This window comes from Streptomyces sp. WAC 06738, assembly GCF_003945505.1.
Classification (GTDB): Bacteria; Actinomycetota; Actinomycetes; order Streptomycetales; family Streptomycetaceae; genus Streptomyces.
Genome location: NZ_CP029618.1, coordinates 3,350,904 through 3,374,243 on the forward strand (window position 1 = coordinate 3,350,904; position 23,340 = coordinate 3,374,243).

At 74.2% G+C, this 23,340-nt stretch carries 22 protein-coding genes and 2 pseudogenes; 12 read left to right on the forward strand and 12 right to left on the reverse strand.

Features of this window, described 5'->3' with window-relative positions; translation table 11 throughout:
- Positions 1-759 carry a phosphoglyceromutase gene (locus DMB38_RS14275; RefSeq protein ID WP_125935505.1) on the reverse strand — a complete coding sequence of 253 codons (759 nt, stop codon included), beginning with the start codon at positions 757-759 and terminating at the stop codon, positions 1-3.
- Positions 760-899: 140 nt separating this feature from the next.
- Here DMB38_RS14275 and DMB38_RS14280 point away from each other — a divergent pair.
- From DMB38_RS14280 to DMB38_RS14315, 9 genes and pseudogenes are all read left to right on the forward strand, one after another.
- Positions 900-2,302: pseudogene (locus DMB38_RS14280) on the forward strand (MFS transporter).
- Positions 2,303-2,374: 72 nt separating this feature from the next.
- Positions 2,375-2,671 (forward strand): hypothetical protein, encoded by a 297-nt coding sequence (locus tag DMB38_RS14285; RefSeq protein WP_125935506.1) that lies wholly within the window; start codon positions 2,375-2,377, stop codon positions 2,669-2,671.
- Positions 2,668-3,306, forward strand: coding sequence for a putative T7SS-secreted protein (locus DMB38_RS36850; protein ID WP_240662220.1), 639 nt, complete (start codon positions 2,668-2,670; stop codon positions 3,304-3,306). Before DMB38_RS14285 ends, DMB38_RS36850 begins: the two co-directional genes overlap by 4 nt.
- Positions 3,307-3,314: 8 nt before the next feature.
- Complete coding sequence (locus DMB38_RS36855; RefSeq protein ID WP_240662222.1) at positions 3,315-3,881, forward strand: hypothetical protein; 567 nt, start codon at positions 3,315-3,317, stop codon at positions 3,879-3,881.
- A complete protein-coding gene (locus tag DMB38_RS14295; RefSeq protein ID WP_125935507.1) occupies positions 3,869-4,525 on the forward strand; it encodes a hypothetical protein in 657 nt (218 codons plus the stop codon). The genes DMB38_RS36855 and DMB38_RS14295 overlap by 13 nt, the downstream gene beginning before the upstream one ends.
- On the forward strand, positions 4,503-5,159 hold the full coding sequence (locus DMB38_RS14300; protein WP_125935508.1) for a hypothetical protein: 657 nt from the start codon (positions 4,503-4,505) through the stop codon (positions 5,157-5,159). The genes DMB38_RS14295 and DMB38_RS14300 overlap by 23 nt, the downstream gene beginning before the upstream one ends.
- 38 nt (positions 5,160-5,197) lie before the next feature.
- Positions 5,198-6,031, forward strand: a pseudogene (locus DMB38_RS14305) (class I SAM-dependent methyltransferase); the annotation flags it as partial.
- Between the two features lie 140 nt (positions 6,032-6,171).
- The gene (gene mshA / locus DMB38_RS14310; protein ID WP_125935509.1) at positions 6,172-7,515 is read left to right on the forward strand and encodes a D-inositol-3-phosphate glycosyltransferase; all 1,344 of its coding nucleotides are present in this window, start codon (positions 6,172-6,174) and stop codon (positions 7,513-7,515) included.
- Positions 7,508-8,065, forward strand: coding sequence for a YbjN domain-containing protein (locus DMB38_RS14315; protein WP_125935510.1), 558 nt, complete (start codon positions 7,508-7,510; stop codon positions 8,063-8,065). Before mshA ends, DMB38_RS14315 begins: the two co-directional genes overlap by 8 nt.
- Here the strand turns inward: DMB38_RS14315 and DMB38_RS14320 are convergent.
- Positions 8,013-8,654 (reverse strand): TetR/AcrR family transcriptional regulator, encoded by a 642-nt coding sequence (locus DMB38_RS14320; RefSeq protein ID WP_125935511.1) that lies wholly within the window; start codon positions 8,652-8,654, stop codon positions 8,013-8,015. The genes DMB38_RS14315 and DMB38_RS14320 overlap by 53 nt on opposite strands.
- Positions 8,655-8,732: 78 nt before the next feature.
- Here DMB38_RS14320 and DMB38_RS14325 point away from each other — a divergent pair, with 78 nt between their 5' ends.
- On the forward strand, positions 8,733-9,149 hold the full coding sequence (locus DMB38_RS14325; protein ID WP_125935512.1) for a VOC family protein: 417 nt from the start codon (positions 8,733-8,735) through the stop codon (positions 9,147-9,149).
- Positions 9,150-9,172: 23 nt separating this feature from the next.
- Here the strand turns inward: DMB38_RS14325 and DMB38_RS14330 are convergent, their stop codons facing one another.
- The 4 genes from DMB38_RS14330 to mshD all read right to left on the reverse strand — a co-directional run bounded on the left by DMB38_RS14330 (position 9,173) and on the right by mshD (position 14,519).
- Positions 9,173-9,616 (reverse strand): NUDIX hydrolase, encoded by a 444-nt coding sequence (locus DMB38_RS14330; RefSeq protein ID WP_125935513.1) that lies wholly within the window; start codon positions 9,614-9,616, stop codon positions 9,173-9,175.
- A complete protein-coding gene (locus tag DMB38_RS14335; protein ID WP_125935514.1) occupies positions 9,613-11,163 on the reverse strand; it encodes a hypothetical protein in 1,551 nt (516 codons plus the stop codon). Before DMB38_RS14335 ends, DMB38_RS14330 begins: the two co-directional genes overlap by 4 nt.
- 7 nt (positions 11,164-11,170) lie before the next feature.
- Entirely contained in the window at positions 11,171-13,426 is a 2,256-nt protein-coding gene (locus DMB38_RS14340) for an RNA degradosome polyphosphate kinase (protein ID WP_125935515.1), read from the reverse strand.
- 148 nt (positions 13,427-13,574) lie between these two features.
- Positions 13,575-14,519: a mycothiol synthase gene (gene mshD, locus DMB38_RS14345; RefSeq protein ID WP_125935516.1), complete on the reverse strand. Its 945-nt coding sequence runs from the start codon at positions 14,517-14,519 to the stop codon at positions 13,575-13,577.
- A gap of 219 nt (positions 14,520-14,738) precedes the next feature.
- Between mshD and DMB38_RS14350 the strand changes: the two genes are divergently transcribed.
- The gene (locus DMB38_RS14350; protein ID WP_240662702.1) at positions 14,739-16,487 is read left to right on the forward strand and encodes a bifunctional metallophosphatase/5'-nucleotidase; all 1,749 of its coding nucleotides are present in this window, start codon (positions 14,739-14,741) and stop codon (positions 16,485-16,487) included.
- Between the two features lie 158 nt (positions 16,488-16,645).
- Complete coding sequence (locus DMB38_RS14355) at positions 16,646-17,449, forward strand: SAM-dependent methyltransferase (protein WP_125935517.1); 804 nt, start codon at positions 16,646-16,648, stop codon at positions 17,447-17,449.
- Positions 17,450-17,485: 36 nt separating this feature from the next.
- On the opposite strand, the gene DMB38_RS14360 is transcribed toward DMB38_RS14355, so the two are convergent.
- The 6 genes from DMB38_RS14360 to DMB38_RS14385 form a co-directional block, all read right to left on the reverse strand.
- Positions 17,486-17,908 (reverse strand): SSI family serine proteinase inhibitor, encoded by a 423-nt coding sequence (locus DMB38_RS14360; RefSeq protein WP_125935518.1) that lies wholly within the window; start codon positions 17,906-17,908, stop codon positions 17,486-17,488.
- 202 nt (positions 17,909-18,110) lie between these two features.
- The gene (locus tag DMB38_RS14365; RefSeq protein WP_125935519.1) at positions 18,111-19,553 is read right to left on the reverse strand and encodes a HAMP domain-containing sensor histidine kinase; all 1,443 of its coding nucleotides are present in this window, start codon (positions 19,551-19,553) and stop codon (positions 18,111-18,113) included.
- Entirely contained in the window at positions 19,550-20,296 is a 747-nt protein-coding gene (locus DMB38_RS14370) for a response regulator transcription factor (protein ID WP_125935520.1), read from the reverse strand. Before DMB38_RS14370 ends, DMB38_RS14365 begins: the two co-directional genes overlap by 4 nt.
- A 4-nt stretch (positions 20,297-20,300) precedes the next feature.
- Positions 20,301-21,329 (reverse strand): trypsin-like peptidase domain-containing protein, encoded by a 1,029-nt coding sequence (locus tag DMB38_RS14375; RefSeq protein WP_240662224.1) that lies wholly within the window; start codon positions 21,327-21,329, stop codon positions 20,301-20,303.
- A gap of 114 nt (positions 21,330-21,443) precedes the next feature.
- The gene (locus tag DMB38_RS14380; protein ID WP_125935521.1) at positions 21,444-22,460 is read right to left on the reverse strand and encodes a LacI family DNA-binding transcriptional regulator; all 1,017 of its coding nucleotides are present in this window, start codon (positions 22,458-22,460) and stop codon (positions 21,444-21,446) included.
- Between the two features lie 75 nt (positions 22,461-22,535).
- Positions 22,536-23,285: a response regulator transcription factor gene (locus DMB38_RS14385; protein WP_125935522.1), complete on the reverse strand. Its 750-nt coding sequence runs from the start codon at positions 23,283-23,285 to the stop codon at positions 22,536-22,538.
- Positions 23,286-23,340: the final 55 nt, after the last annotated feature.

A 23,340-nucleotide genomic window follows, 5' to 3' on the forward strand; every position in this document is an offset into this window, starting at 1 on the left:
CTACTTCTTGCCCTGGTTCGCGACCGCCTTGATGGCCGAGACCGCCGCCTCCGGGTCGAGGTACCTGCCGCCGCTGCCGACCGGGCGGAGGTCGGCGTCCAGCTCGTACGCCAGCGGGATGCCGGTGGGGATGTTCAGGCCCGGGATCTCCTCGTCGGAGATGCCGTCGAGGTGCTTGACCAGCGCCCGCAGGCTGTTGCCGTGCGCCGCGACGAGCACCGTCCGGCCGGCCTGGAGGTCCGGCACGATGCTGTCGTACCAGTACGGCAGGGCCCGCTCCAGCACGTCCTTCAGGCACTCGGTCCTCGGCCGCAGCTCGCTGGGGATGTGTGCGTAGCGCGCGTCGTGCGCCTGCGAGAACTCGCTGTCGTCGGAGATCGGCGGCGGGGGCGTGTCGTACGAGCGGCGCCAGGTCATGAACTGCTCCTCGCCGAACTCGGCGAGCGTCTGCGCCTTGTCCTTGCCCTGGAGCGCGCCGTAGTGCCGCTCGTTGAGCCGCCAGGAGCGGGCGACCGGGATCCAGTGCCGGTCGCAGGCGGCCAGCGACATGTTCGCGGTCCTGATGGCGCGCTTGAGCAGCGACGTGTGGACGACGTCCGGCAGCCAGCCGGCCTCGCGCAGCAGTTCCCCGCCGCGCACCGCCTCCTTCTCGCCCTTGTCGGTGAGGTTCACGTCCACCCAGCCGGTGAACAGGTTCTTGGCGTTCCAGTCGCTCTCTCCGTGGCGGAGGAGGATCAGCTTGTACGGTGCGTCGGCCATGGCTCCGAGCCTAATCGAGTGCCCCGCCCCCTCCCCCGCGGCCCCGGATTGACGGCAGCCGTCAATTCGGTGGCGCAACGGCGACCCCGCTTCGTAACATCCCCTCGTCCATCACGCCACTTACATCGGGGGGTCCCGCCGTGTCCGTCACCCGCATCGGACGTGCCGCCCGCGAGACCGTCTCGGGACTGCCGCGCGAGTTCTGGTGGCTGTGGACGTCCACGCTCGTCAACAGGCTCGGCGGCTTCGTCGCCACCTTCATGGCCCTCTACCTCACGCAGGAGCGCGGCCACTCCGCCTCGTACGCCGGTCTGGTCGCCGCGCTGTACGGGCTCGGCGGCGTGATCTCCTCGCTCGGCGGCGGCGTGCTCGCCGACCGCCTCGGGCGCCGCCCCACGCTGATGCTGGCGCAGTCCTCGACCGCCGTGACCGTCGCCGTCCTCGGCTTCACCAGCCACCCCGTGGCCATCCCCGCCGTCGCCTTCGCCGTGGGCATGGCGTCCAACGCCTCCCGGCCCGCGGTGCAGGCGATGATGGCGGACATCGTCCCGCCCGCGGACCGCGTGCGGGCCTTCTCGCTCAACTACTGGGCGATCAACCTGGGCTTCGCGATCTCCTCCGCCGGCGCCGGCTTCATCGCCGAGTACAGCTACCGGGCCGGCTTCCTCATCGAGGGCGCCCTGACGCTCGTCTGCGCGATCCTCGTCTTCGTCAAGCTCCCGGAGTCCCGGCCGGAGCGCCCCGCCGGCGCCGAGGGCGAGGCGGCGGACCCCGTGAGCCTCGGCACGGTGGTGCGCGACGGGCGGTTCATGGGGTCGTGGGGCTGTCGTTCCTGATCGCGCTCATCTTCATGCAGGCGTACGTGTCGCTGCCGGTGGCGATGGGCGACCAGGGCTTCTCCAGCTCGGACTTCGGGCTCGCCATCGCCGTGAACGGCGTGCTGATCGTCGTCATGCAGATACCCGTGACCCGGTTCATCGAGCACCGCGACCCGCGGATGCTGCTGATCGTCTCCTCGCTGCTGGCGGGGTACGGGTTCGGGCTCAACGTCTTCGCCGGGTCCGTCGCGGTCTACGCGCTCGTCGTCTGCGTCTGGACGCTCGGCGAGATCGTCAACGCCCCGACGCAGACGAGCATCGTCGTCCGCCTCTCCCCCGTCCACGGCCGCGGGCGGTACCAGGGCATGTACACCACGTCCTGGGCCGTCGCGTCGCTGGCCGCGCCGCTGCTGGGCGGGTGGGTCATCGACGCGGCCGGGGCGGAGTGGCTGTGGGCGGGGTGCGCGGTGGTGGGCACGGTGGCGGCGGCGGGGTACGGGCTGCTGATGCGCGGGCTGCCGACGGAGGACCCGGCGGTGGAGCCGGTGGGGAAGCAGGCGGGGAAGCCGGGGGGCGATCCCGCGGGGAAGCCGGGGGGCGATCCCGCGGGGAAGCCGGGGGCGGAGCCCGCCAACGGCGGTACACCGGCGGCGGATCCGGCCACCGGAGCGGTCGGAGGCCCGGCCGGAAACGTCGTCGGGGAATCGTCCGCCAGACCGCTGTAGCAGCCCCACGCGTCACACGGGTAGCGTCAGCCCCTCGGAAAAGCCCACCTTTCCGGTCCGAGGGGAACGCCCGTGTCCGACCTGTACATCGACAACGAGATGCTCAAACGCGTCCGCCACAACCTGGCCCACATCGGGGAAGTCCTGGACAAGCCGGCCCGCGCGATGGCGGACGTGGACGCCAAGGCCATGGGGGCGAGCGCGCTGGAGCGGCGCATGGACGAGTTCGGCGACGAATGGTCGTACGGGTTCGGCCAGTTGCGTAAATTCGCCAAGGGCGCGGTGGAGGCGCTCGACCAGATCGAGAAGGGCTTCGCCGACCTCGACAAGGACCTGGCCGCCGCGCTCTCCGAGGCGGCGCAGCAGTGAGCGCACCCACCGCCGCGGACTACCCCACGCTGGGCTTCGTGCCCTGCCCCGGCGACTACGAGACGGCCAAGGACACGGCGGCCACCGTCCGCCGTACCTCCGACGCCCTGGGCGAGATATGCCGGGTCCTGGAAGGGGCCGGCGAGGGCGACTGGCGCGGCAAGGCCGCGGACGCCTTCCGGGCGCTGCTGGCCGACGACTTCCGCCCCAAGGTGCAGGACGCGTACAGCGCCTTCTCCACGGCCCGTACGGTCCTCACCGACTGGGCCGAGAACATCGACCGCCGGCAGCGGGCGGCGGCGCGGCTGGAGGACGAGGCCGCGGAGCTGAAGCGGGCGGCGGACGCGGAGGCGGCGAGGGAAGAGGAGAAGGACGAGGAGGGCGAGGGGGCGAGGGGGCTTCGGGCTCGCGGCCGAGATCGGGGCCGGGGTCCGGGGGGTCCGAGCCGGAGGAGGATCCCCTCGCCGACGTACGCCGCCGGGCGCGCAGCCTCCAGGACGACTACGAGCAGGAGGGCCGCGACGCCGCCGACCGGCTGCAGCGGGCCCTCGACATCGCCCCCAACGAGCCCGGCTTCTGGGACAAGCTGGGCGACGCGGTCGCCGGGGCGCTGGAGGCCATCGGCCAGGCCGTGATGGACCCGATGGGCACGCTCGCGGAACTGGCGCCGCTCTTCAAGACGCTCGGCGACATCGCCGGCCTGCTCAGCACCGTCACCGGGCTCCTCGCGCTCGTCCCCGGGCTGCAGTTCCTCGGCGCCGCCTCGCTCGCGCTCGCGGGCGTCGCGCTCGTCGCGCACTACCTCTCCGCGGTCGGCACCACCGGCAGCTTCCTCAAGGCGCTCACCACCAAGGACGTCATCATGGACGCCGTCGGCTTCGGCCTCGGCAAGCTCGGCGCCCGCTTCGGCGACGAGATCCTGTCCGCCGCGCGGGCGAGCAACCAGCCGACCCGGATGGTCGCCCAGCTCGGCGGCCGACTGCCGGCGATGGAGCTGCCGCAGGGCTACTTCCAGCTCGCGCGCGGGGCCTCGTACAGCATGAGCGTGCGCGAGTTCGGCATGCGCACCGGGCAGTACTTCACCACCTGGACCGGCAACGCCTTCACCGCCGAGGGCTCGAAGGACACCATCGAGACCGCCGGGAACCTCCTCACCTGGGACTTCGGCCCGCTGACCAACAGGGAGACGGTGGCGCCATGGGCACGCTGACCCCCGGCAGGATCCAGTTGTACGCCCCGGCCGACTGGTTCGACCTGATGGCCGACGGCGGCGACCGCGCGGCGACCCGCGCCCGCTGCGCGGAGCTGGTGCGGCTGACGTACCCGCGGACGGCGGCGGAGCGGCGGGAGCAGTTCACCGACGCGCTGCTGGCGTGGCACGACGTGCTGTACGCGGACGGGGTGCTGATGAACGGCATCGTCACGGCGCCGCTGCCGAGCAGCGGGGAGCAGGCGGCGTGGCTGGTGTTCGCGGGTGTGGTGGAGGTGCCCGAGAACCCGTCGGACCTGGACCTGGGCGAGCTGATGACGTCGGTCTTCGCGGAGCACTACCGCGCGGCGCCGGCGTACACGGAGGCGTACGCGACGGACATGGGGATGGGGTTCGGCTTCGTCGCGCAGCCGGCGCTGCCGCGGGCGGCGGTGGCGGGCGTCGAGGGCGCCGGCGAGGACCCCGTGCAGGTGGGCCTCGCGGGTGCGCTGGCCACGCCGTCCGGGGGCGGCCTCGGGCTGCTGGTCGTCGGCACGAGCCTGAACCCGCTGCAGGCCGGGGAGCTGGCGGGTCTGGTGGCGGTGATCGCGGGCCGGTCGGTCTTCGTGGACGAGGCGCAGGATGGGCCCGCGACCGCGGGGTAGCGGCCCGGCGAGCCCGGCGGAGATCGTCGCGCGCAACCGGCTGCTCATGCGGGAGCTGCTTGCGCGTCCCGGGGAGGCGGCGCCGCGGGGGCGCAGGGCGCTGGCGCTGGTGGCGATGGCCGCGCCGGTGGTGGCGGCGTTCGGCGCGGCGGCGGTGCTGGCGCCGGGGGCCGTCGCGAACGTCGCGGTCGCGGCGGGGATCGGGGCCGGGGTGGTGGCGCTGCTGCTGCCGTGCGCGCTGCTCGTACGCCGCCGGGCGGACCGCGCCCTCGCGGCGGCCGCGGCACCGGCGTGCGCGGCACTGGCCGGTGCGGGGCGGGCGCTGCCCGTCCGCTACGGGCTGAACACCGCCTCGCCGTATGCCACGGAACCCGCGGCCTGGGACCGCGGCCCGCAGCGCGCGGGCGCGGTGGAGGTGACACCGTCCGCGCTGCTGCTCCGCGGCGCGGACGGCGCGGCCCTGGACGTCCCGCTGACGGCGCTGCTGGGCGCGGTGGACCAGCCGGGAACGTGGCCGGTGCAGGGCTGCGTGGACGTCCACCTGCGGTCGGGCGAGGCGGTACAACTCCGCACCCCGCACCGCAGAGAACTGATCACGCAGCTACGCGCGGCCGGGATCCGGGTCCCACGCTGACGCGCCGCGGCGCGGGCGGGGGCTCGTAGGCTGGAGGCATGGTGTCCCCGGAGCGGTCCTGGCGGGCCGTGCCCCTCGGGCGTGGCGCGCGGCCCGTCGGGTCCGTGACGCGGGGGACGACCCATCCCAACCGGCTGCGCCGCATGGACCGCTGGATCGCCGCCGCCCACGGCGCCGCCCTGCGGCGTACCGCGCGCGCCGAGGGCCGGGCCGTCGCCGTCGACCTCGGGTACGGGGCCGCCCCCTGGACCGCCGTCGAACTGCTGGCGCGGCTCCGCACCGCCTGCCCGCGGGCCGAGGTCGCGGGTGTGGAGATCGACCCGGAGCGGGTGGCCGCCGCCCGGCCGTACACCCGCGAGGGGCTGACGTTCCTGCGCGGCGGCTTCGAGGTCCCGCTGCCCGGCGGTGCCCGCCCGGCGCTGATCCGGGCGGCCAACGTGCTGCGGCAGTACGGCGAGGAGGAGGTCCCGGCGGCGTGGGCGCGGCTCACGGCGCGGCTCGGCGCGGACGGGCTGCTGGTGGAGGGGACCTGCGACGAAGCGGGCCGGCGGCACGTGTGGGTGGCGCTGGGCCCGGAGGGCCCCCGTACCGTCACCTTCGCCGCCCACCTGGCGACCCTCGCCGCGCCGTCGGACCTGGCGGAGCGGCTGCCGAAGGCGCTGATCCACCGCAACGTCCCGGGCGAGCCGGTGCACGCGTTCCTCCGGGACTTCGACCGCGCCTGGTCGGCGGCGGCCCCGTACGCCCCCCTGGGCGCCCGGCAGCGCTGGATCCGTACGGCGAGCGCCCTGTCGGCGGACTGGCCCCTGACCGACGGGCCCGGCCGCTGGCGCCAGGGCGAGCTGACGGTCCCCTGGGCGGCGGTGGCCCCCGGGGCTGGGCGGCCTAGCCCGACCCGCACCTCTGCGTGCCCGGGCCCACCGCCGAAGCCTCCGGGAATGAAGCCGCCCGCCGCCGGTGTTCCTCTCAGGACGGCGGGGAGGACGGCGATTCCGAGGAGGAAACAGCAGCCGTGAGCCACCACCTGTCCCGGCTCCGCGCGCTCGCGCGGCACCGGCGGCCGCGTCGCGTCGCCATGCTCTCCGTGCACACCTCCCCCCTCCATCAGCCGGGTACCGGCGACGCCGGGGGCATGAACGTCTACATCGTCGAACTCGCCCGCCGCCTCGCCGAGATAGGCGTCGAGGTCGAGGTCTTCACCCGCGCCACCTCCGCCGCCCTCCCGCCGGCCGTCGAGCTTGCGCCCGGGGTGCTCGTACGGCACGTGGCCGCCGGCCCGTACGAGGGGCTCGCCAAGGAGGACCTGCCCGCGCAGCTCTGCGCGTTCACGCACGGCGTGATGCGGGCCGAGGCCGGTCACCGCCCCGGCTACTACGACCTCGTGCACTCCCACTACTGGCTCTCCGGCCAGGTCGGCTGGCTCGCCGCCGAGCGCTGGGGCGTGCCGCTCGTGCACGCGATGCACACCATGGCCAAGGTGAAGAACGCCGCCCTCGCCACCGGCGACAGCGCCGAGCCGCCCGCCCGCGTGATCGGCGAGAGCCAGGTCGTACGGGCCGCGGACCGGCTCATCGCCAACACCGACGACGAGGCGCACGACCTGATCCACCACTACGACGCCGACCCCGCCCGCGTCGCCATCGTGCGCCCCGGCGTGAACCTCGACGTCTTCCGCCCCGGGGGTCCGGAAGGACGCGCCGACTCCCGCGCCCGGGCCCGCGCCGCGCTCGGGCTGCCGCAGGACGCCTTCGTGCCGCTGTTCGCCGGCCGCATACAGCCGCTCAAGGCACCCGACGTGCTGCTGCGCGCCGTGGCGCTGCTCCTGGAGCGGGATCCCGCGCTGCGCGAGCGGCTGGTGGTGCCGGTGGTGGGCGGGCCGAGCGGGAGCGGTCTCGCCAGGCCGGCGGCGCTGCAGAAGCTGGCGGCGAAGCTGGGGATCTCCGACGTCGTACGGTTCACGCCGCCGGTGGCGCAGCAGGCGCTGGCCCGCTGGTTCCGGGCGGCGTCTGTGCTGGTGATGCCGTCGTACAGCGAGTCGTTCGGGCTGGTCGCGCTGGAGGCGCAGGCGTGCGGGACGCCGGTGGTGGCGGCGGCGGTCGGCGGGCTGCCGGTCGCGGTGCGCGACGGCGTCACGGGGCTGCTGGTCGACGGCCACGACCCGGCGGACTTCGCCGGCGCGCTGGGGCGGCTCGCCGCCGATGCGGCGCTGGCCCGCCGGATGGGCGCCGCGGCGGCCGGGCACGCGGCGGGCTTCGGCTGGGACGCCGCCGCCCGCGCGACGGCCGACGTGTACGCGGCGGCGATCGCCGGGTACCCCCACGCCGTAACACCTCGCCTACCATCGCCGCATGGCTGAGGCAGCGAGCACGGACGGCGGGGCGGCGAGCACGGACACGGCCGCCGCGGGCAAGGTCGTCGAGGACACCCTCCGCGAGGCCGGGATCGCGTACGAGTCGCCCGCCCCGGGCACGTACGTCGTCTCCCTGCCCGGCACCCGGAAGCTCTCGACCACCTGCCAGCTCATCGTCGGCAGGCACTCCCTGTCGGTGAACGCCTTCGTGATCCGCCACCCCGACGAGAACGAGGCCGGCGTCCACCGCTGGCTGCTGGAGCGGAACACCCGGCTGTACGGGGTGGGTTTCGCGGTCGACCGGCTCGGCGACATCTACCTCGTCGGGCGGCTGCCGCTGGCCGCGGTGACGCCGGAGGAGCTGGACCGGGTGCTGGGCACGGTGCTGGAGACGGCGGACGGCAGCTTCAACAGGCTGCTGGAGCTGGGGTTCGCGACGGCGATCCGCAAGGAGTACGCGTGGCGTACAAGCCGCGGGGAGTCGACGCGCAACCTGGAGGCGTTCACGCACCTGACGCGCCCGGAGCGGCCGGAGCAGCCGGAGCGCCCGGAGTAGTACGGAGCGCGTCCAGCATCCGCGCCAGCGCCGCCCAGGTGGCGGCGAGATCGTCGGGACCGGCGTCGGCGGCCAGCCAGAGCGCCGCCTCGTTCATCGCGCCCGACAGCAGGTGCGCCAGCGGTGCCACCGGCTGCCGTGCCACCACCCCCGCCGCGACCAGCTCCGTCAGCGCCTCCGTCAGATGCCGCGCCGACGCCGCCTCGTCCATCGCCCGCCACTCGCTCCACCCCAGCACCGCGGGCCCGTCCACGAGCATGATCCGCTGCAGCTCGGGGTCGGTGCTGGCGGTGAGGAACTCGCGGCAGCCGGCGGTCAGTTGGTCCCAGGGGTCCGGGTGCCGCCCGGCGGCCGCCGCGACCCGACGGCCGACCTCCTGCTGCACCTCCTCCAGGACGGCGCGGAAGAGGTCCGCCTTGCCCTCGAAGTGGTGGTACAGCGCGCCCTTCGTCACGCCCGACGCGCGCACGATCTCGGCCAGCCCCACGGCCCCGTAGCCGCGGCCCGCGAAGAGCCGCCGGCTCTCGCGCAGCAGCGCCCGCCTGGTCTGCGCCCGCTGCTCCGCCCTCACTCCGCCGCGCGCGGTCATGCGCACCTCCCGTTTGACGTACCGATGGTATGCGAACTACGGTTTTGACATACCGATGGTACGCGAAAGGAGTCGGCCATGGAGCTGACCAGTTTCTATCCGGTGATCGGCACGAGCCGGCTGACCGAATCCCGGGACTTCTACGTCCGGCTGATGGGCTTCGAGGTCACCTTCGAGGCGGACTGGTACGTGAGCCTGCGCCGCCCCGGCGACCCGGCGTACGAGCTGGCCCTCCTCGACCCGGAGCACCCCACGGTCCCCGAGGGCCACCGGGCGTCCGCGCGGGGACTGCTGCTCAACTTCGAGGTCGCGGACGTGGACGCGGAGTGGGAGCGGCTCGTCGTCCGCGAGGGGCTGCGGCCGGAACTGGAGCTGCGCAGCGAGGACTTCGGGCAGCGGCACTTCGTCGTCGCGGACCCGAACGGGATCCTCATCGACGTGATCACGCCGATCGCGCCGACGGGCGAGTTCGCCGGGCAGTACGCGGCGGGGTAGCGTCGCGGGGGGGGCGGGATCCCTCAGGCCGCCTCGGAGGGCAGGGTCGCCAGGAGGGCGTCGACGAGGGCGCGGTCGTGGCCCTGGGTCAGCCGGTGGCGGGCCGCGGCCGGTGGGAGCCAGACGACGCGGTCCACCTCGTGGCTGGGGACGAACGTGCCCGCGGCCGCCCGCGCGGCCCAGTAGCGGACCTCCTTGGGGCGGCCGTCCGCCACCCGGTAGCGGGTCGTGGGCAGCGGGGCGCCGGGCTCGCAGGCCATGCCGGTCTCCTCGGCCACCTCGCGGACCGCGGCGGCCAGGGGCTCCTCGCCGTTCTTGAGCTTGCCCTTGGGGTGGGACCAGTCGTCGTACTTGGGGCGGTGGACGAGAGCGATCTCCACCCCGCCGGGGACGTCGGGTGCGGTACGCCACAGGACGCAGCCCGCGGCCCGGATCGGTGGGGTCGGGTGGGTCGGGTGCTCCTTCACTCCTGCTCCCCTCTCGTCTGCCAGAGCCGGCCGAAGGTGAAGCGCGCGGCTTCCACCTCGTGGCGCTGGTCGGCGTGGAGTACGCCGAGGGCGTAGGCGGTGGCGGGGGCGATCCGCGGCGTCGCGGCGGCGGCCGCGGCCGCGGCGGCGGCCTCCACGGCCTCGCGGTCGCGGTCGAGCGCGGCGCCGGCCGCGGGCAGCGGCGGGCCCCCGGTCCGTACGGGGACGGTGCCGGGCGGGCACGCCGCGAGGATCTCCGCGGCATGCCGGGCGCGGCGGACGAGGGCGTGCACGTGCCGCCAGGGGGCGTCGTCGCGGTCGTCGGCCGCGGGCGCGCGGGGGGCGGCGAGACCGCGGGCGAGGGCGGCGGCGTTGTACGGGCGGCCGGCGCGGGCCAGCGGCAGGGCGGCGACGGCGACGGCCAGGACGCGGCGCAGGTCGTCGTGGTGCTCCGGCAGTGCGGCGGCGGGCCGCCGGGCGGCGCCGGTGAACGGGGCGTCGGAGACGAGCAGGGCGACGGCGTCGGCGAGCGCGTGGTACCGGGCGGACGTCAGCGCGTCCAGCGCCTCGGAGTGCGCCCGGCTCCGCGCGAGACCCAGCCGCCGCTCCAGCAGCGCACCGGCCCGCGCCGCCCCCACGCTCCGCGGGGCGCCTGCCGCGGGCACGGCCGTGGTGGCCACCCCGGTACGGCGCCCGCCGTCGGCAGCCGTCCACCCGGAACCGGAGCCGGAGGAGCCCGAAGCGCGCGATGCGGAACCGGCGGAGGAAGGATCACCGGCCGCGGACGCGGAGACGCCGGAGGCGGAACCGGCGGAAGGGGAGGTCTCGGAGGCATGTCGCCCGGCCCCGTCCCGGGACGGCCCGCCGCGGGCCGCACTCGCGAGCGCGCCGCCCGGCCGCCGCGCCGCGGCGGTGGCCGCGGTGCCTGCGTCGCCGGTGACGGTCTCCCGGTCGAGATCGCCGGGTCCACCCCGGGGCACGCCGCCGCCCGCGGGCGCGGCTCCGCCGCCGCTCCCGGGCCGCGCCCCCGGCACCGCTACGGCGGCGCGGGCCGTACCGGCCGGGTCACCCGCGCCCGGACTCGCGGGCGCGCTGCCCTCGGCGGCCTTGCCGGTATCCGCGCCGCCACCCGCCGCACCGCGGGCCGCGGCGTCCACGGCCCGGCCCCGGTCCACCGCGCCGGCCGCGAGGTCGGCCGTGTCCTCCTCGCCCGACAGCCGCCGCAGCGCCGTCACCAGCCGGTCCCGGCGCGCCGCGTACACGTGCTCGCGCAGCACCGTCGTGCCCAGCCAGTACAGCTCGCCCTCCAGGCGCTCCGCCCACTCCGGGTCCAGTAAGGGGCCGAAGGTGCCCAGCGTGTCCGCGATGCGGAAGGCCGCGCCGTGGACCGCGCCCGCGACCGCCGCCGCGGCCGGCACGGCGCCCGCCTCCTGGGCCGGGAGGTCCCGCAGGCCGCGGAGCAGCTCGGTGGCCTGCGTGCTCAGGTACCGGGCCAGCACCTCGCCCGCGGCGAGCGTGCCGCCGCCGGGCGCCGCCGTGGCCGTCACGGATGTCTCACGCCGCGATGACACGCCGGCGCCTCCGGGCGTCGATGAGCATTTCCTGGACGTTCGCCAGCCGGTTCCCCGCGTCGTCCACCGCGTTGCGCGTCCAGTCGCCGTTGGAGTCCAGGTGCCAGGAGTCGACCGTGTCCGACATGCCCGTCTCCAGGAGGCGGTTCAGCGCCTCGCGGTGCGCCGGGTCCGCGACCCGGACCAGCGCCTCGATGCGCCGGTCGAGGTTGCGGTGCATCATGTCCGCGCTGCCGAACCACACCTCCGGCTCGCCCCCGTTGCCGAAGGCGAAGACCCGGGAGTGCTCCAGGAACCGGCCCAGGACGCTGCGGACCCGGATGTTCTCCGAGAGCCCCGGCACCCCCGGCCGCACAGCGCAGATGCCGCGCACCCAGATGTCGACCGGCACGCCCGCCGCCGACGCCCGGTAGCAGGCGTCGATGACCGCCTCGTCGACGATCGAGTTGACCTTGATGCGGACGTACGCGGGCTGCCCGGCCCGGTGGTGCGTGATCTCGCGGTGGATCCGGTGGACCAGGCCCTCGCGCACCGATGTCGGCGCGACCAGCAGCCGGCGGTAGTTCTCCCGCCGCGAGTAGCCCGAGAGCCGGTTGAAGAGGTCGGAGAGGTCCGCGCCCACCTGCGGGTCGGCGGTGAGCAGGCCCAGGTCCTCGTAGAGCCGCGCGGTCTTCGGGTGGTAGTTGCCGGTGCCGACGTGGCTGTAGCGGCGCAGGGTCTCGCCCTCCTGCCGTACGACCAGCGACAGCTTGCAGTGCGTCTTCAGCCCGACGAGCCCGTACACGACATGGCAGCCCGCCTCCTCCAGCTTCCGCGCCCACTTGATGTTCGCCTGCTCGTCGAAGCGCGCCTTCAGCTCCACCAGCACCAGCACCTGCTTGCCGCTCTCCGCCGCGTCGATGAGGGCGTCGACGATCGGCGAGTCGCCCGACGTGCGGTACAGCGTCTGCTTGATGGCCAGCACGTCCGGGTCCGCCGCCGCCTGCTCCAGGAACGCCTGGACGGAGGTGGAGAAGGAGTCGTACGGGTGGTGCAGCAGCACGTCGCGCTCGCGCAGCGCCGCGAAGATGTCCGGCGCGGACGCCGACTCGACCTCGGCGAGGTCGCGGTGCGTGCCCGCGACGAACTTCGGGTACTTCAGCTCCGGCCGGTCCTGCGCGGCGATGCCGAAGAGCCCGGTGAGGTCGAGCGGTCCCGGCAGCGGATAGACCTCGGCCTCGGAGATCTTCAGCTCCCGGACGAGCAGGTCCAGCACGTACGGGTCGATGGACTCCTCCACCTCCAGCCGCACCGGCGGCCCGAAGCGGCGCCGCATCAGCTCCTTCTCCAGCGCCTTCAGCAGGTTCTCCGCGTCGTCCTCCTCGACCTCCAGGTCCTCGTTGCGCGTGACCCGGAAGGTGTGGTGGGCGAGGACCTCCATGCCCGGGAAGAGGTCTTCGAGGTGGGCCGCGATGACGTCCTCCAGCGGTACGAACCGCTGCGCGCCGCCGACCGAGGCGGTCTCCAGGAACCGGGGCAGCAGCGGCGGCACCTTGACGCGGGCGAAGTGCCGGTGGCCGCTGACGGGGTTGCGGACGACGACCGCGAGGTTCAGGGACAGTCCCGATATGTACGGGAACGGGTGCGCCGGGTCGACCGCCAGCGGCGTCAGCACCGGGTAGATCTGCTGCCGGAAGAGGGTGAAGAGCCGGGCCTGCTCCTTCTCGCCCAGGTCGGCCCAGCGGATCAGGGCGATGCCCTCGTCGGCCAGCGCCGGCTGCACGTCCTGCTGGAAGCAGGCCGCGTGCCGCGCCATCAGCTCGCGCGAGCGGTTCCAGATCAGGTCCAGCACCTCGCGCGGCTGGAGCCCGGAGGCGGAGCGGGTGGCGACGCCGGTGGCGATGCGGCGCTTGAGGCCGGCGACGCGCACCATGAAGAACTCGTCCAGGTTGCTGGCGAAGATCGCCAGGAAGTTCGCCCGCTCCAGCAGCGGGGTCGCCGGGTCCTCGGCCAGCTCCAGCACCCGTTCGTTGAACGCCAGCCAGCTTCGCTCGCGGTCCAGGAAGCGGCCCTGGGGCAGTTCCTCGTCCGCCTCCTGCCCGTCGTAGTCGTCGGCGTCGGCGTCGATGTCCGGGTCGATCTGCTGGGCCGCGCGCTGCATGGCGGGGGCCACCGCGTGCGGGCGGCGGGCGGCGATCGAGCCCACCGACGGCTGGGCCGGCTGCGCGGGCTGCGTGACGAGGGGCGAGCTGTCGTCCATGCCCCTATTCTCCCGTGTCCGGGCCTGACCCGGCACGGCGGACAGGTTCGCGGCGGAGCGCTGCATCCGTCGATGCTCGCAATTGAGGTTGAACCGAGGGTAACGACGGGGCTAACCCTCGGTGCGCGGTACGGACCGCCCGCCCTGGTCAGCCCTCCGTGCGGTACATCAGATCCGTCTCGTGGGTGCTGAAGCCCATGCCCTCGTAGACCACGACCGCGGGGGTGTTGTCGGCGTCGACGTAGAGCATGCCCGTGGGCATGCTGCGGTCGTACGCCAGATGGCGCAGCCCGATCGTCGTCAGCGCCTTGCCGAGCCCGCCGCCCTGTGCGTCGGGGTGCACCCCCAGCACGTACACCTCGCCCAGGTGCTCCGCGCTGTGCACCTTCGTCCAGTGGAAGCCGACGAGCTTCCCGCCGCGCTCGGCGAGGAAGAAGCCGCGCGGGTCGAACCACGGCTCCGCCATCCGGTCGTGCAGGTCGGCTTCCGTGAGCGAGCCCTGCTCGGGGTGGTGGGCGAAGGCGGCGGCGTTGAGGGCCAGCCACTCCGCGTCGTCCTCGCCGGGCCGGAACGTACGCACCGTCACCCCCGCGGGCAGCCGCGGCTCGGGCGCGTCCTCGCCCGCGTACGCGTCGAGCGGCATCCGCATCTGGCGCAGCTCGCGGAAGAGCGTGAGGCCGAGCAGTTGCGCCAGGTGCCGGGCGGCGGGGTGGCCGCCGTGCGCCCACAGCCGCATCCGCTGCCCCGACTCGGTGAGCAGCGCGCGGCCCAGCGCCCGGCCGTGGCCGCGGCGGCGGTGGCCGGGGTGGACGACGAGTTCGGCGGCGGGCGGCTCGACGGGGTCGGTCTCCTCGAGCTGCGCGTAGCCCGCCGGCTCCGTGCCGTCGTAGAGGAGGAGGTGCTTGACGCCCTCGCGGTGGCCTCTGCGGAGGGTGAGCCGGCCCTGCTCGGAGACGGCCTCCCGGCCGTCGGTCGCGGCGGCGGCGTCGATGATGCCGAGCACGGCGTGGGACTGGGACGGCGTGAGCTCGTCGAGCACCTCGATGCGCCTGCCGCGCGGCTTCCCCGTGTCGGTCTTACCGGACTCCGTCATGGAGAAAGCCTAAGGCCGGCGGAACGCGGGACAAGCTTCGGGAATAGTTCAGTCCTTGTTGGAGACGCGCTACGCGCGTCGACCTTAAGCTGCCGAGCGGTGTTTCCACGTCGCGCCGAGGGGGCGTTCGCAGTGAGGTCTGAGAGAACAGAGCCGTCAGGCAGGTTCCGTACGACACGAAGGGGGCGCCGGGCCGCGGCCGGTGCCGCCGCGCTGGCGGTGGCCGGCAGCCTCTTCGCCGCCGCGCAGCCCGCGGGCGCGGACAGCGCGGAGAAGCAGGACCGCGGCCGTACCGTCGACGTCCAACTGCTGTCCTTCAACGACTTCCACGGCAACCTCGAACCCCCGCAGGGCTCGTCGGGAGAGGTCGCGGAACTCCAGCCGGACGGCTCGAAGAAGACCGTCAAGGCAGGCGGCGTCGAATACCTCGCCACCTCCCTGCGCGACGCCCGCGAGGGCAACCGCTACTCCGTCACCGCCGCCGCGGGCGACCTCGTCGGCGCCAGCCCGCTGGTCTCCGGCCTCTTCCACGACGAGCCCACCGTGGAGGCCATGAACGGCCTCGGCCTCGACGTCGCGGGCGTCGGCAACCACGAGTTCGACGAGGGCATCGCCGAGCTGCGGCGCCTCCAGGACGGCGGCAACCACCCCGAGGACGGCGGCTACCGGGAGGGCCGCACCTACGGGGGCGCGGACTTCCCCTACCTCGCCGCCAACGTCACCGACGAGAAGACCGGCAAGCCGGCCCTCGACCCGGTGTACGTCTGGGAAAAGGAGGGCGTGAAGATCGGCTTCATCGGCGTGACGCTGGAGGCCACCCCGGACATCGTCTCCGCGGAGGGCGTCAAAGGGCTGAAGTTCCACGACGAGATCGAGACGATCGACAAGTACGCGAAGCAACTGCGGCGCCAGGGCGTGGAGTCCATCGTCGCCCTCGTCCACGAAGGCGGGTACCCCGCGGCGTCGGCGGGCGGCGCGTACAACTACGACTGCGACACCCCGGGCCCCGGCGCCGGGATCTCCGGTCCCGTCGCCGAGATCGCCAAGGGCACCACCGCGAGCGTCGACGCCTTCGTCACCGGGCACACCCACCAGCCGTACGCCTGCACCATCCCCGACCCGAAGGGCAACCCGCGCAGCGTCACCTCCGCGTCGTCCTTCGGCCGGCTCTACACCGACACCACGCTCACGTACGACCGCCGCACCGGCGACATCGTGCGCACCGCGACCAAGCTGCCGGACGCCGAGAACCACGTGGTCGACCGCGAGCAGCGCCGGGCGCCGGACATGACCTCGCTGGTCGAGGAGTGGAACGCGCTCGCCGCGCCGATCGCCGCCAAGCCCGTCGGCTACGTCTCCGGCGACATCCCGCGCGAGGGCACCGAGTCCCCGCTCGGCGACCTCATCGCCGACGCGCAGCTCGCCCACGCCAGGACGCTCGACGAGAGCGCCCGGGTGGCACTGATGAACCCGGGCGGCATCCGCGCGGGCATCACGTACGCGTCGGCCGGCGACGAGGGCGACGGGGTCGTCACGTACGGGGAGGGCTTCACCGTCCAGCCGTTCTCGAACACCGTGAACCTCACCAGCCTCACCGGCGAGCAGCTTCTCCAGGTGCTCCGCGAGCAGGTGAGCGGCGCCAACGAGGCGGCGCCGAAGATCCTGCAGCCGTCCGCGGGGCTGACGTACACGCTGGACCTCACGAAGTCCGGCGCCGACCGCGTCGTCGCCGACTCGGTCCGGCTCGACGGGCAGCCGCTCGACCCGGCGGCCACGTACCGGGTCGCCGTCAACTCCTTCCTCGCCGGCGGCGGCGACGGCTTCCCCACCCTGGCCGACGGCACGGACCCGCTGGTCGGCGGGGACGACCTGGCCGCCCTGGAGAGCTACCTGACGGCGAACTCCAGCGCGGACAACCCGCTGGCACCGCCGGCCGCCGACCGGATCACGGTGATCGGGCAGCAGTAGCCGGCCGGGGAGACCCCCGGGGGGTGAGCGGCGAGGCGGCCGGAATCGCCTGCGCCGCTCACCCCCTTCTGCTGTGATGGTCCACCCGGCGCGTCCCGCCCCGGCTCCCGGCGGTACGGGCCCTTCCGGCGCAGCCCTCTCCCGGCAGGACGGTCACGATGAGCAACGAGGACGCGGCACCACCGGCGGTCGACCCCACCGTGCCGCAGGCGGCACGGATCTGGAACTACTGGATGGGCGGCAAGGACAACTACGAGTCCGACCGCGCCGCGGGCGACGCCGTCGCGGAGGTCTATCCGGACATCGTCACGATGGCCCGGCAGTCCCGCCAGTTCCTCATCCGCGTCGTCTCCCACCTGGCGGGGGAGGCGGGGATCCGGCAGTTCCTGGACATCGGCACCGGCCTGCCCACGATGGAGAACACCCACGAGGTGGCGCAGCGGTCCGCCCCCGCGGCCCGCGTCGTGTACGTCGACAACGACCCGCTGGTGCTGGCGCACGCCCGCGCCCTGCTGGTCAAAACCCGCCCCGAGGGCGTGACCGCCTACGTCCACGCCGACTACCACGACCCGGACCGGATCCTCGCCGGCGCGGCGGACACCCTGGACCTCACCGAGCCGGTGGCGGTGATGTTCATGGGGGTGCTGGGGTACGAGCCGGAGGAAGCGGAGCTGCGCCGCATCGTGGGCCGGGTGATGGACGCCGTGCCGCCGGGCAGCCACCTGGTGCTGTGGGACGGCACCGACACCGGCGAGGCCGTCGTGGAGGGCGGCGAGAAGCTCATCGAGGCCGGCGGCGTCCCGTACCACCTGCGCAGCCCGGACGAGCTGGCGCGCTGCTTCGAGGGCCTGGAGCTGATCGAGCCCGGCATGGTGCCGATCACCCGCTGGCGGCCGGCCGCGGCGAAGGTGGGCGCGGCGAAGCCGATCGACGCGTACGGCGCGGTGGGACGCAAGCCGTAGGACGCTCGCGCCCCACCGCGGTGGTGGCCGGGACGGCTAGAAGTTGAAGACGTTGCCGCCGGTCGCGAGGTCCGCCATGCACGGGTTGGGGAAGACCTCGGAGACGTACTCGACGGGCTTGCCGCGCCAGGTGCCGGTGGCGTGCAGCTCCACGGGCTCGTACTGCATCGTGCACGCGCCCTCCTTGTCGGACAGATCCTCGAACCGCCCGTCGACCTTCGCGAGGTCCGTGCAGGCCGACTCCGCCGCGGGGTGCGAGCCCCCGGCGGGGTCGCAGTCCAGATACGTGAAGCCGCCCTTGGCGCGGTCGCTGACGTACTTCGTCGTCAGCCGCAGGTGCGTGGCGTCGAACGGCTCGGGCAGCGGGCGCTCGGCGGAGGCGGTGGCGGCGGCGGTCAGCGGCAGCAGCACGGCGGTGGCGGTGGCGGCCAGGACGGCGGCGAGGGGCCGGACGGTCATGGGGGTCTCTCCTCGGCGGGGCGTGGGGCGTACGGGCGTCTGGAACGTCAGAGATACCCCAGTCGGTCAGCGGCGCGCGGTACCGTCACCCGAAGGAGGCATGTCCTTCGATTCCGTTTACCCCCGCCCGTACGGGGCCCGCGGCCGCCGACGCAGCCCCGGGCGCGCTGGGCCGAACGGCCCAGCGCCCGCCGGCCCCGCGCTACGCCGGCCGGTGCGGCCCGCGCCCCCGGATCGCGGATAAGGACCCCGGCGGCGGCTCCGGCGCCCCCGGCAGCCGCAGCAGCGCCTCCGTCCCGCCGCCGGCCGCCCGGCGCAGCGCCACGGTGCCGCCGGCCTGCTGCACCGTACGGGCCACGATCGACAGCCCCAGCCCGCTGCCGGGACGGCTGCGCGCCGACGGCGAGCGCCAGAACCGCTCGAAGACGTGCGGCAGCTCCGCCTCCGGGATGCCGGGCCCGTGGTCGCGCACCCGCAGCAGCCCGTCGCCGCCGAGCCCGACCTCGACCCGGCTGCCGGGCGGCGAGAACTTCACCGCGTTGTCCAGCAGATTGACCACGGCCCGCTCCAGCGCCGCGGGCTCGGCCCGTACGAACCAGGGCGCCAGCTCCGCGTCGATCCGCACCTCGGGCGCGCGCAGCCGCACCCGCCGCACCGCCCGCTCGGCGATCTCGTCCAGCGCGACGACCGCCAGTTGGGCCTTGTCCGGTGCCGCGTCGGGCCGGGACAGCTCCTGGAGGTCGCCGATGAGCGCGGCCAGCTCGGTCATCTGCGCGGTGACGGACTCCAGCAGTTCCCTGCGCTGCCGCGGCGGCAGCTCGCGTCCTGACTCCTCGCTGCGGGCGAGCAACTCGATGTTCGTACGCAGCGAGGTGAGCGGCGTCCGCAGCTCGTGCCCGGCGTCGGCGATGAGCTGCTGCTGCCGCTCCTGGGAGGTGGCGAGGGCGGCGGTCATGGCGTTGAACGACCGGGACAGCCGGGCGATCTCGTCGTCGCCCTCGACGGGGATCTCGACGGCGAGGTCCTCGGTACGGGCGATGTGCTCGACGGTATGCGTCAGCCGCTCCACGGGGCGCAGACCCGCGCGGGCGAGCGCCACCCCGGCGACGCCGGAGGCGACGACGCCGCCGGCGGCGAGCAGGGTGAGGACGAGGGCGAGGGTGTCGAGAGGGTCGGTGACCTCGCTGAGGGGACGGCCGACGGTGTACGCGACGCCCGGGATCTGGGGGGCCGGGCGGGTGAGGACGCGGTACTCGGTGCCGTCGTCGGCGGTGGTGTTGTGCGCCGCCCAGTCCAGCTCTCCGCCGGCGACCCGGGTGTCCTGCCCCTGGACTTTGACGAGCTGCTCGCCGTTCTGGTAGCAGCGCTGGCCGTCTTCCAGCACGAGCTGCACCGTCGGGCCGCTGGTCGTGAACGGGCCGGTGTCGTCCGGCACCGACTGGAGGCACTGGAGCCTGCCGTTGTCGATCTGGATCCGTGCCGCAGGCTGCGTCTTGTTCAGCTCGTCGTCGAGCGACGACAGGAGCTGCGAGCGCACGAGGAACCAGGCGGTCACCGCACACGCCGTCACCGCGACCGCGACCGCCGCCGCGGTGAGCAGGGCCAGCCGCGAGCGCAGGGGCAGGCGGCCGAAGCGGGACGTCACCTGGCGGCGCCCCTGCCGCCGCTCCTCGCGTCGCCCTCCGGGGCGCGCAGGACGTAGCCGACGCCGCGGACCGTGTGCACCAGCCGGGGGGCGCCGCCGGCCTCGGTCTTGCGGCGCAGGTACATGACGTACACGTCGAGGGAGTTGGACGACGGCTCGAAGTCGAAGCCCCAGACGGCCTTGAGGATCTGCTCGCGCGTGAGCACCTGCCGCGGGTGGTTGAGGAAGAGCTCCAGCAGCGTGAACTCGGTGCGGGTCAGCTCCACCGGCCGGCCGCCGCGGGTGACCTCGCGGGCGGCGAGGTCCATCCGCAGGTCGCCGAACTCCAGCGTCTCGGCGGTGTCGGCCGGCTCGCCGCCCTCCGCGTACGCGCGGCGGCGCAGCAGCGCGCGGATGCGGGCGAACAGCTCGTCCAGCTCGAACGGCTTGACGAGGTAGTCGTCGGCGCCCGCGTCGAGGCCCGTCACGCGGTCGCCGACGGTGTCGCGGGCGGTGAGCATGAGGATGGGCACCCGGTCGCCGCCGGCCCGGAGCCTGCGGGCGGCGGTCAGGCCGTCCATGCGGGGCATGAGGACGTCGAGGACGACGAGGTCCGGCCGGTACGAAGCGGCCTTGTCGAGGGCGTCGAGACCGTCGACGGCCAGTTCGGTTCCGTAGCCCTCGAAGGCGAGGCTGCGCTCCAGCGCCTCGCGTACGGCCGGCTCGTCGTCGACGATGAGGATGCGCTGCTGCTGCTCGGTCACGGCCTCAATTGTTCCTGAGGTCGCCGAGGATGTGCTTCACATCGTTGATGGGGATGGCGAAGCCGAGGCCGACGCTGCCCGCGGAGGAGCCGTCCTGCGGCGCGTACATCGCCGAGTTGATGCCGACGATCCGGCCGTTCATGTCGACGAGCGCGCCGCCGGAGTTGCCGGGGTTGAGCGAGGCGTCGGTCTGGATGGCCTGGTACGTGGTCGTCTGCGACCCGAGCCGCCCGTTGTACTGGCCGCCGCCGAAGCCGAACGGCCACTGCTCGCCGCTCTGCGGCTGCTGCTGCTCCTTCTCGACGGTCACGTCGCGGTCGAGCGCGGAGACGATGCCGCTGGTGACGCTGCCGCTCAGGCCCTCGGGGGAGCCGATGGCGACGACCTCGTCGCCGACCTTCAGGGAGTCCGAGTCGCCGAGGGTGGCGGGCTTGAGGCCGCTCTTGCCCTGCACCTTGATGAGGGCCATGTCGAGGTCGGGGTCGGTGCCGACGACGTCGGCGGCGGCGGTGGAGCCGTCGCTGAAGGTGACCTGGACCTGCTCGGCACCGGAGACGACGTGGTTGTTGGTGAGGATCTCGCCGCTCTCGGTGACGATCACCCCGGAGCCCGTCGACTGCCCGGCGGTCGAGGAGGACTTGATCTCCACGACGCTGGGGCTGACGGCGGCGGCGACGCCGGCGATGGAGCCGCTGTTCCCGGAGGAGACCTGGGTGCCGCTCGCAGGGCTGGAGGCGCTGGTGCTCGTACCGGACGATTCGGTCAGCTCCCCGACGAGGGCGGCGCTGCCGCCCCCGACGATGGCGGCGACCAGCGCGGCGGCGGCGAGCAGCCCGAGGGGGCCCCTGGCCCGCCCGCGCCGCGGCGGCCCGGCGGGGGGCGGCGGCGGGGCGCCGAACCCGGCGTACCCGCCGCCGTGCGTGCCGGCGAGGGTCTGGGGGTGGCCCGCGCCGGCCCGGTCGGCGGGCAGGACCCCGTCACGGCCGGCTGCGAAGGCGGGCTGGGTGCTGGTGCGGTATGTCTGCTCCGTCATGCCCTCGACGATCCCCGCGGATTCTGAGAGGCGTCTGAGACGGATGTAAGAAGCGGAATAAAACCGCGTTTGCCCGATATAAAGCCGGGGCGGCCCGGCGCCGGCCCGTACCTGCTACGGGCATCCGCAGGAGCGGCGGGTGACGAGCTGGGACGGGAACTGCTTCAGGCGCTCGCGGCGCGTGGCCAGGGGGGTCTCGTCCAGGACCAGGTCCACCGCCGCGCGGGCCATCGCCGGGCGGTCCGAGGCGACCGTCGTCAGGGGCGGGTCCGTGAGACCCGCCTCCTTGACGTTGTCGAAGGCCGCCACGGCGAGCTCGCCGGGGACGTCGATGCGGAGTTCGCGGGCCGCGCGGAGAAGGCCGATGGCCTGGTCGTCGGTGGCGCAGAAGATGGCCGGGGGCCGGTCGGGTCCGGAGAGGAGCTTGAGGCCGACCTGGTAGGAGTCGTAGCGGTTGTACGGGGACTGGAAGAGCCGGCCCTCCGTCGAGCGGCCCGCCGCGCGCATCGCGATGCGCCAGCCCTCCACGTGGTCGGTGACCGGGTCGCCCGTCGTCGGGGTCGTCTCGACGCCGCCGAGGCAGGCCACGTACGCGTGGCCGTGCTCCAGCAGATGGCTCGTCGCCAGCCGCGCGCCGCCGACGTCGTCGGTGACGACGACGAGGTCGTCCGGCTGGTCCCGGCGCTCGTGCATGAGCACCACCCGCGCGTCCCACGCGTCGATCTCCGCCGCCGCGGCCGCGCTCGGGCCCTGGCTGACGAGGATCAGGCCGGAGACGCGCATCCCGAGGAAGGCGCGCAGATAGTGGACCTCGCGGTCGTCGAGATAGTCGGAGTTGCCGACGAGCACCATCTTGCCGCGCTCGGACGCCGCCTGCTCCACCGCGTGCGCCATCTCGCCGAAGAACGGCTGGCGCGCGTCCGGCACGATCATGCCGATGAGGTCCGTGCGTCGCGAGGCCATGGCCTGCGCCACGCGGTCCGGGCGGTAGCCCAGCTCCTTTATCGCGGCGAGCACCCGCTCCCGGGTGGCCGGGGCGACCGGCCGGGGTCCGTTGTTGATGACATAGCTCACGACCGCGGTCGAGGTCCCCGCCAGCCGTGCCACGTCGTCCCGCGTCACCTTGGCCACGGCGCAAGTCTACGCGTGATGACTCCCCGCACTACCCCGCCTCTGTGATGCCCCGGCCGGCGCATGGGGGCTTACCTACGCGCGGTGCCGCGCCTCCTGCACGGCGCCCTTCTGCTCCTGCTTCTCGGCCCTGTTCTCCGGCTTCTTCTCGCCCTTCTCCGGCACCACGAAGCGGTATCCCACGTTCCGCACGGTGCCGATCAGCGACTCGTGCTCGGGACCGAGCTTCGCCCGCAGCCGCCGCACGTGGACGTCGACGGTGCGGGTGCCGCCGAAGTAGTCGTAGCCCCAGACCTCCTGGAGCAACTGGGCCCGGGTGAACACCCGACCCGGATGCTGCGCCAGGTACTTCAGCAGCTCGAACTCCTTGAAGGTCAGGTCCAGCACCCGCCCCTTCAGCTTCGCGCTGTACGTGGCCTCGTCCACCGTCAGATCGCCGTTGCGGATCTCGGTGGGGCTCTCGTCGGCGGGCAGTTGCTGCCGGCCCAGCGCGAGCCGCAGCCGCGCCTCCACCTCGGCGGGACCCGCGGTGTCCAGCAGTACGTCGTCCACGCCCCACTCGGCGGTGACGGCGGCGAGCCCGCCCTCCGTCACGACGAGGATCAGCGGGCAGCCGGGGCCCGTGGACCGCAGCAACTGGCACAGGCTGCGCACCTGCGGCAGGTCGCGGCGGCCGTCGACGAGGATGACGTCGGCGCCGGGGGTGTCGATCAGGGCGGGGCCCTCGGCGGGGGCCACGCGTACGTTGTGGAGCAGCAGCCCGAGCGCGGGGAGCACCTCGGCGGAGGGCTGCAGGGCGTTGGTCAGAAGCAGCAGGGAGCTCACGGGCGCACCTCCCGGTGGGGGACGCCGGTCGCTGTCGTCTCGGTCTCGGCTCTGC

Bases quoted from the DNA above. Each gene is read 5' to 3' on its own strand.
- DMB38_RS36855 (WP_240662222.1), top strand. From the start codon at position 3,315: ATGGGCACGCTCGCGGAACTGGCGCCGCTCTTCAAGACGCTCGGCGAC.
- DMB38_RS14300 (WP_125935508.1), top strand. From the start codon at position 4,503: ATGGGCCCGCGACCGCGGGGTAGCGGCCCGGCGAGCCCGGCGGAGATC.
- DMB38_RS14320 (WP_125935511.1), bottom strand. From the start codon at position 8,654: ATGACCGCGCGCGGCGGAGTGAGGGCGGAGCAGCGGGCGCAGACCAGG.
- DMB38_RS14375 (WP_240662224.1), bottom strand. From the start codon at position 21,329: ATGACGGAGCAGACATACCGCACCAGCACCCAGCCCGCCTTCGCAGCC.
- mshD (WP_125935516.1), bottom strand. From the start codon at position 14,519: ATGACGGAGTCCGGTAAGACCGACACGGGGAAGCCGCGCGGCAGGCGC.
- DMB38_RS14325 (WP_125935512.1), top strand. From the start codon at position 8,733: ATGGAGCTGACCAGTTTCTATCCGGTGATCGGCACGAGCCGGCTGACC.
- DMB38_RS14275 (WP_125935505.1), bottom strand. From the start codon at position 759: ATGGCCGACGCACCGTACAAGCTGATCCTCCTCCGCCACGGAGAGAGC.
- DMB38_RS14340 (WP_125935515.1), bottom strand. From the start codon at position 13,426: ATGGACGACAGCTCGCCCCTCGTCACGCAGCCCGCGCAGCCGGCCCAG.
- DMB38_RS14315 (WP_125935510.1), top strand. From the start codon at position 7,508: ATGGCTGAGGCAGCGAGCACGGACGGCGGGGCGGCGAGCACGGACACG.
- DMB38_RS14360 (WP_125935518.1), bottom strand. From the start codon at position 17,908: ATGACCGTCCGGCCCCTCGCCGCCGTCCTGGCCGCCACCGCCACCGCC.
- DMB38_RS14355 (WP_125935517.1), top strand. From the start codon at position 16,646: ATGAGCAACGAGGACGCGGCACCACCGGCGGTCGACCCCACCGTGCCG.
- DMB38_RS14295 (WP_125935507.1), top strand. From the start codon at position 3,869: ATGGGCACGCTGACCCCCGGCAGGATCCAGTTGTACGCCCCGGCCGAC.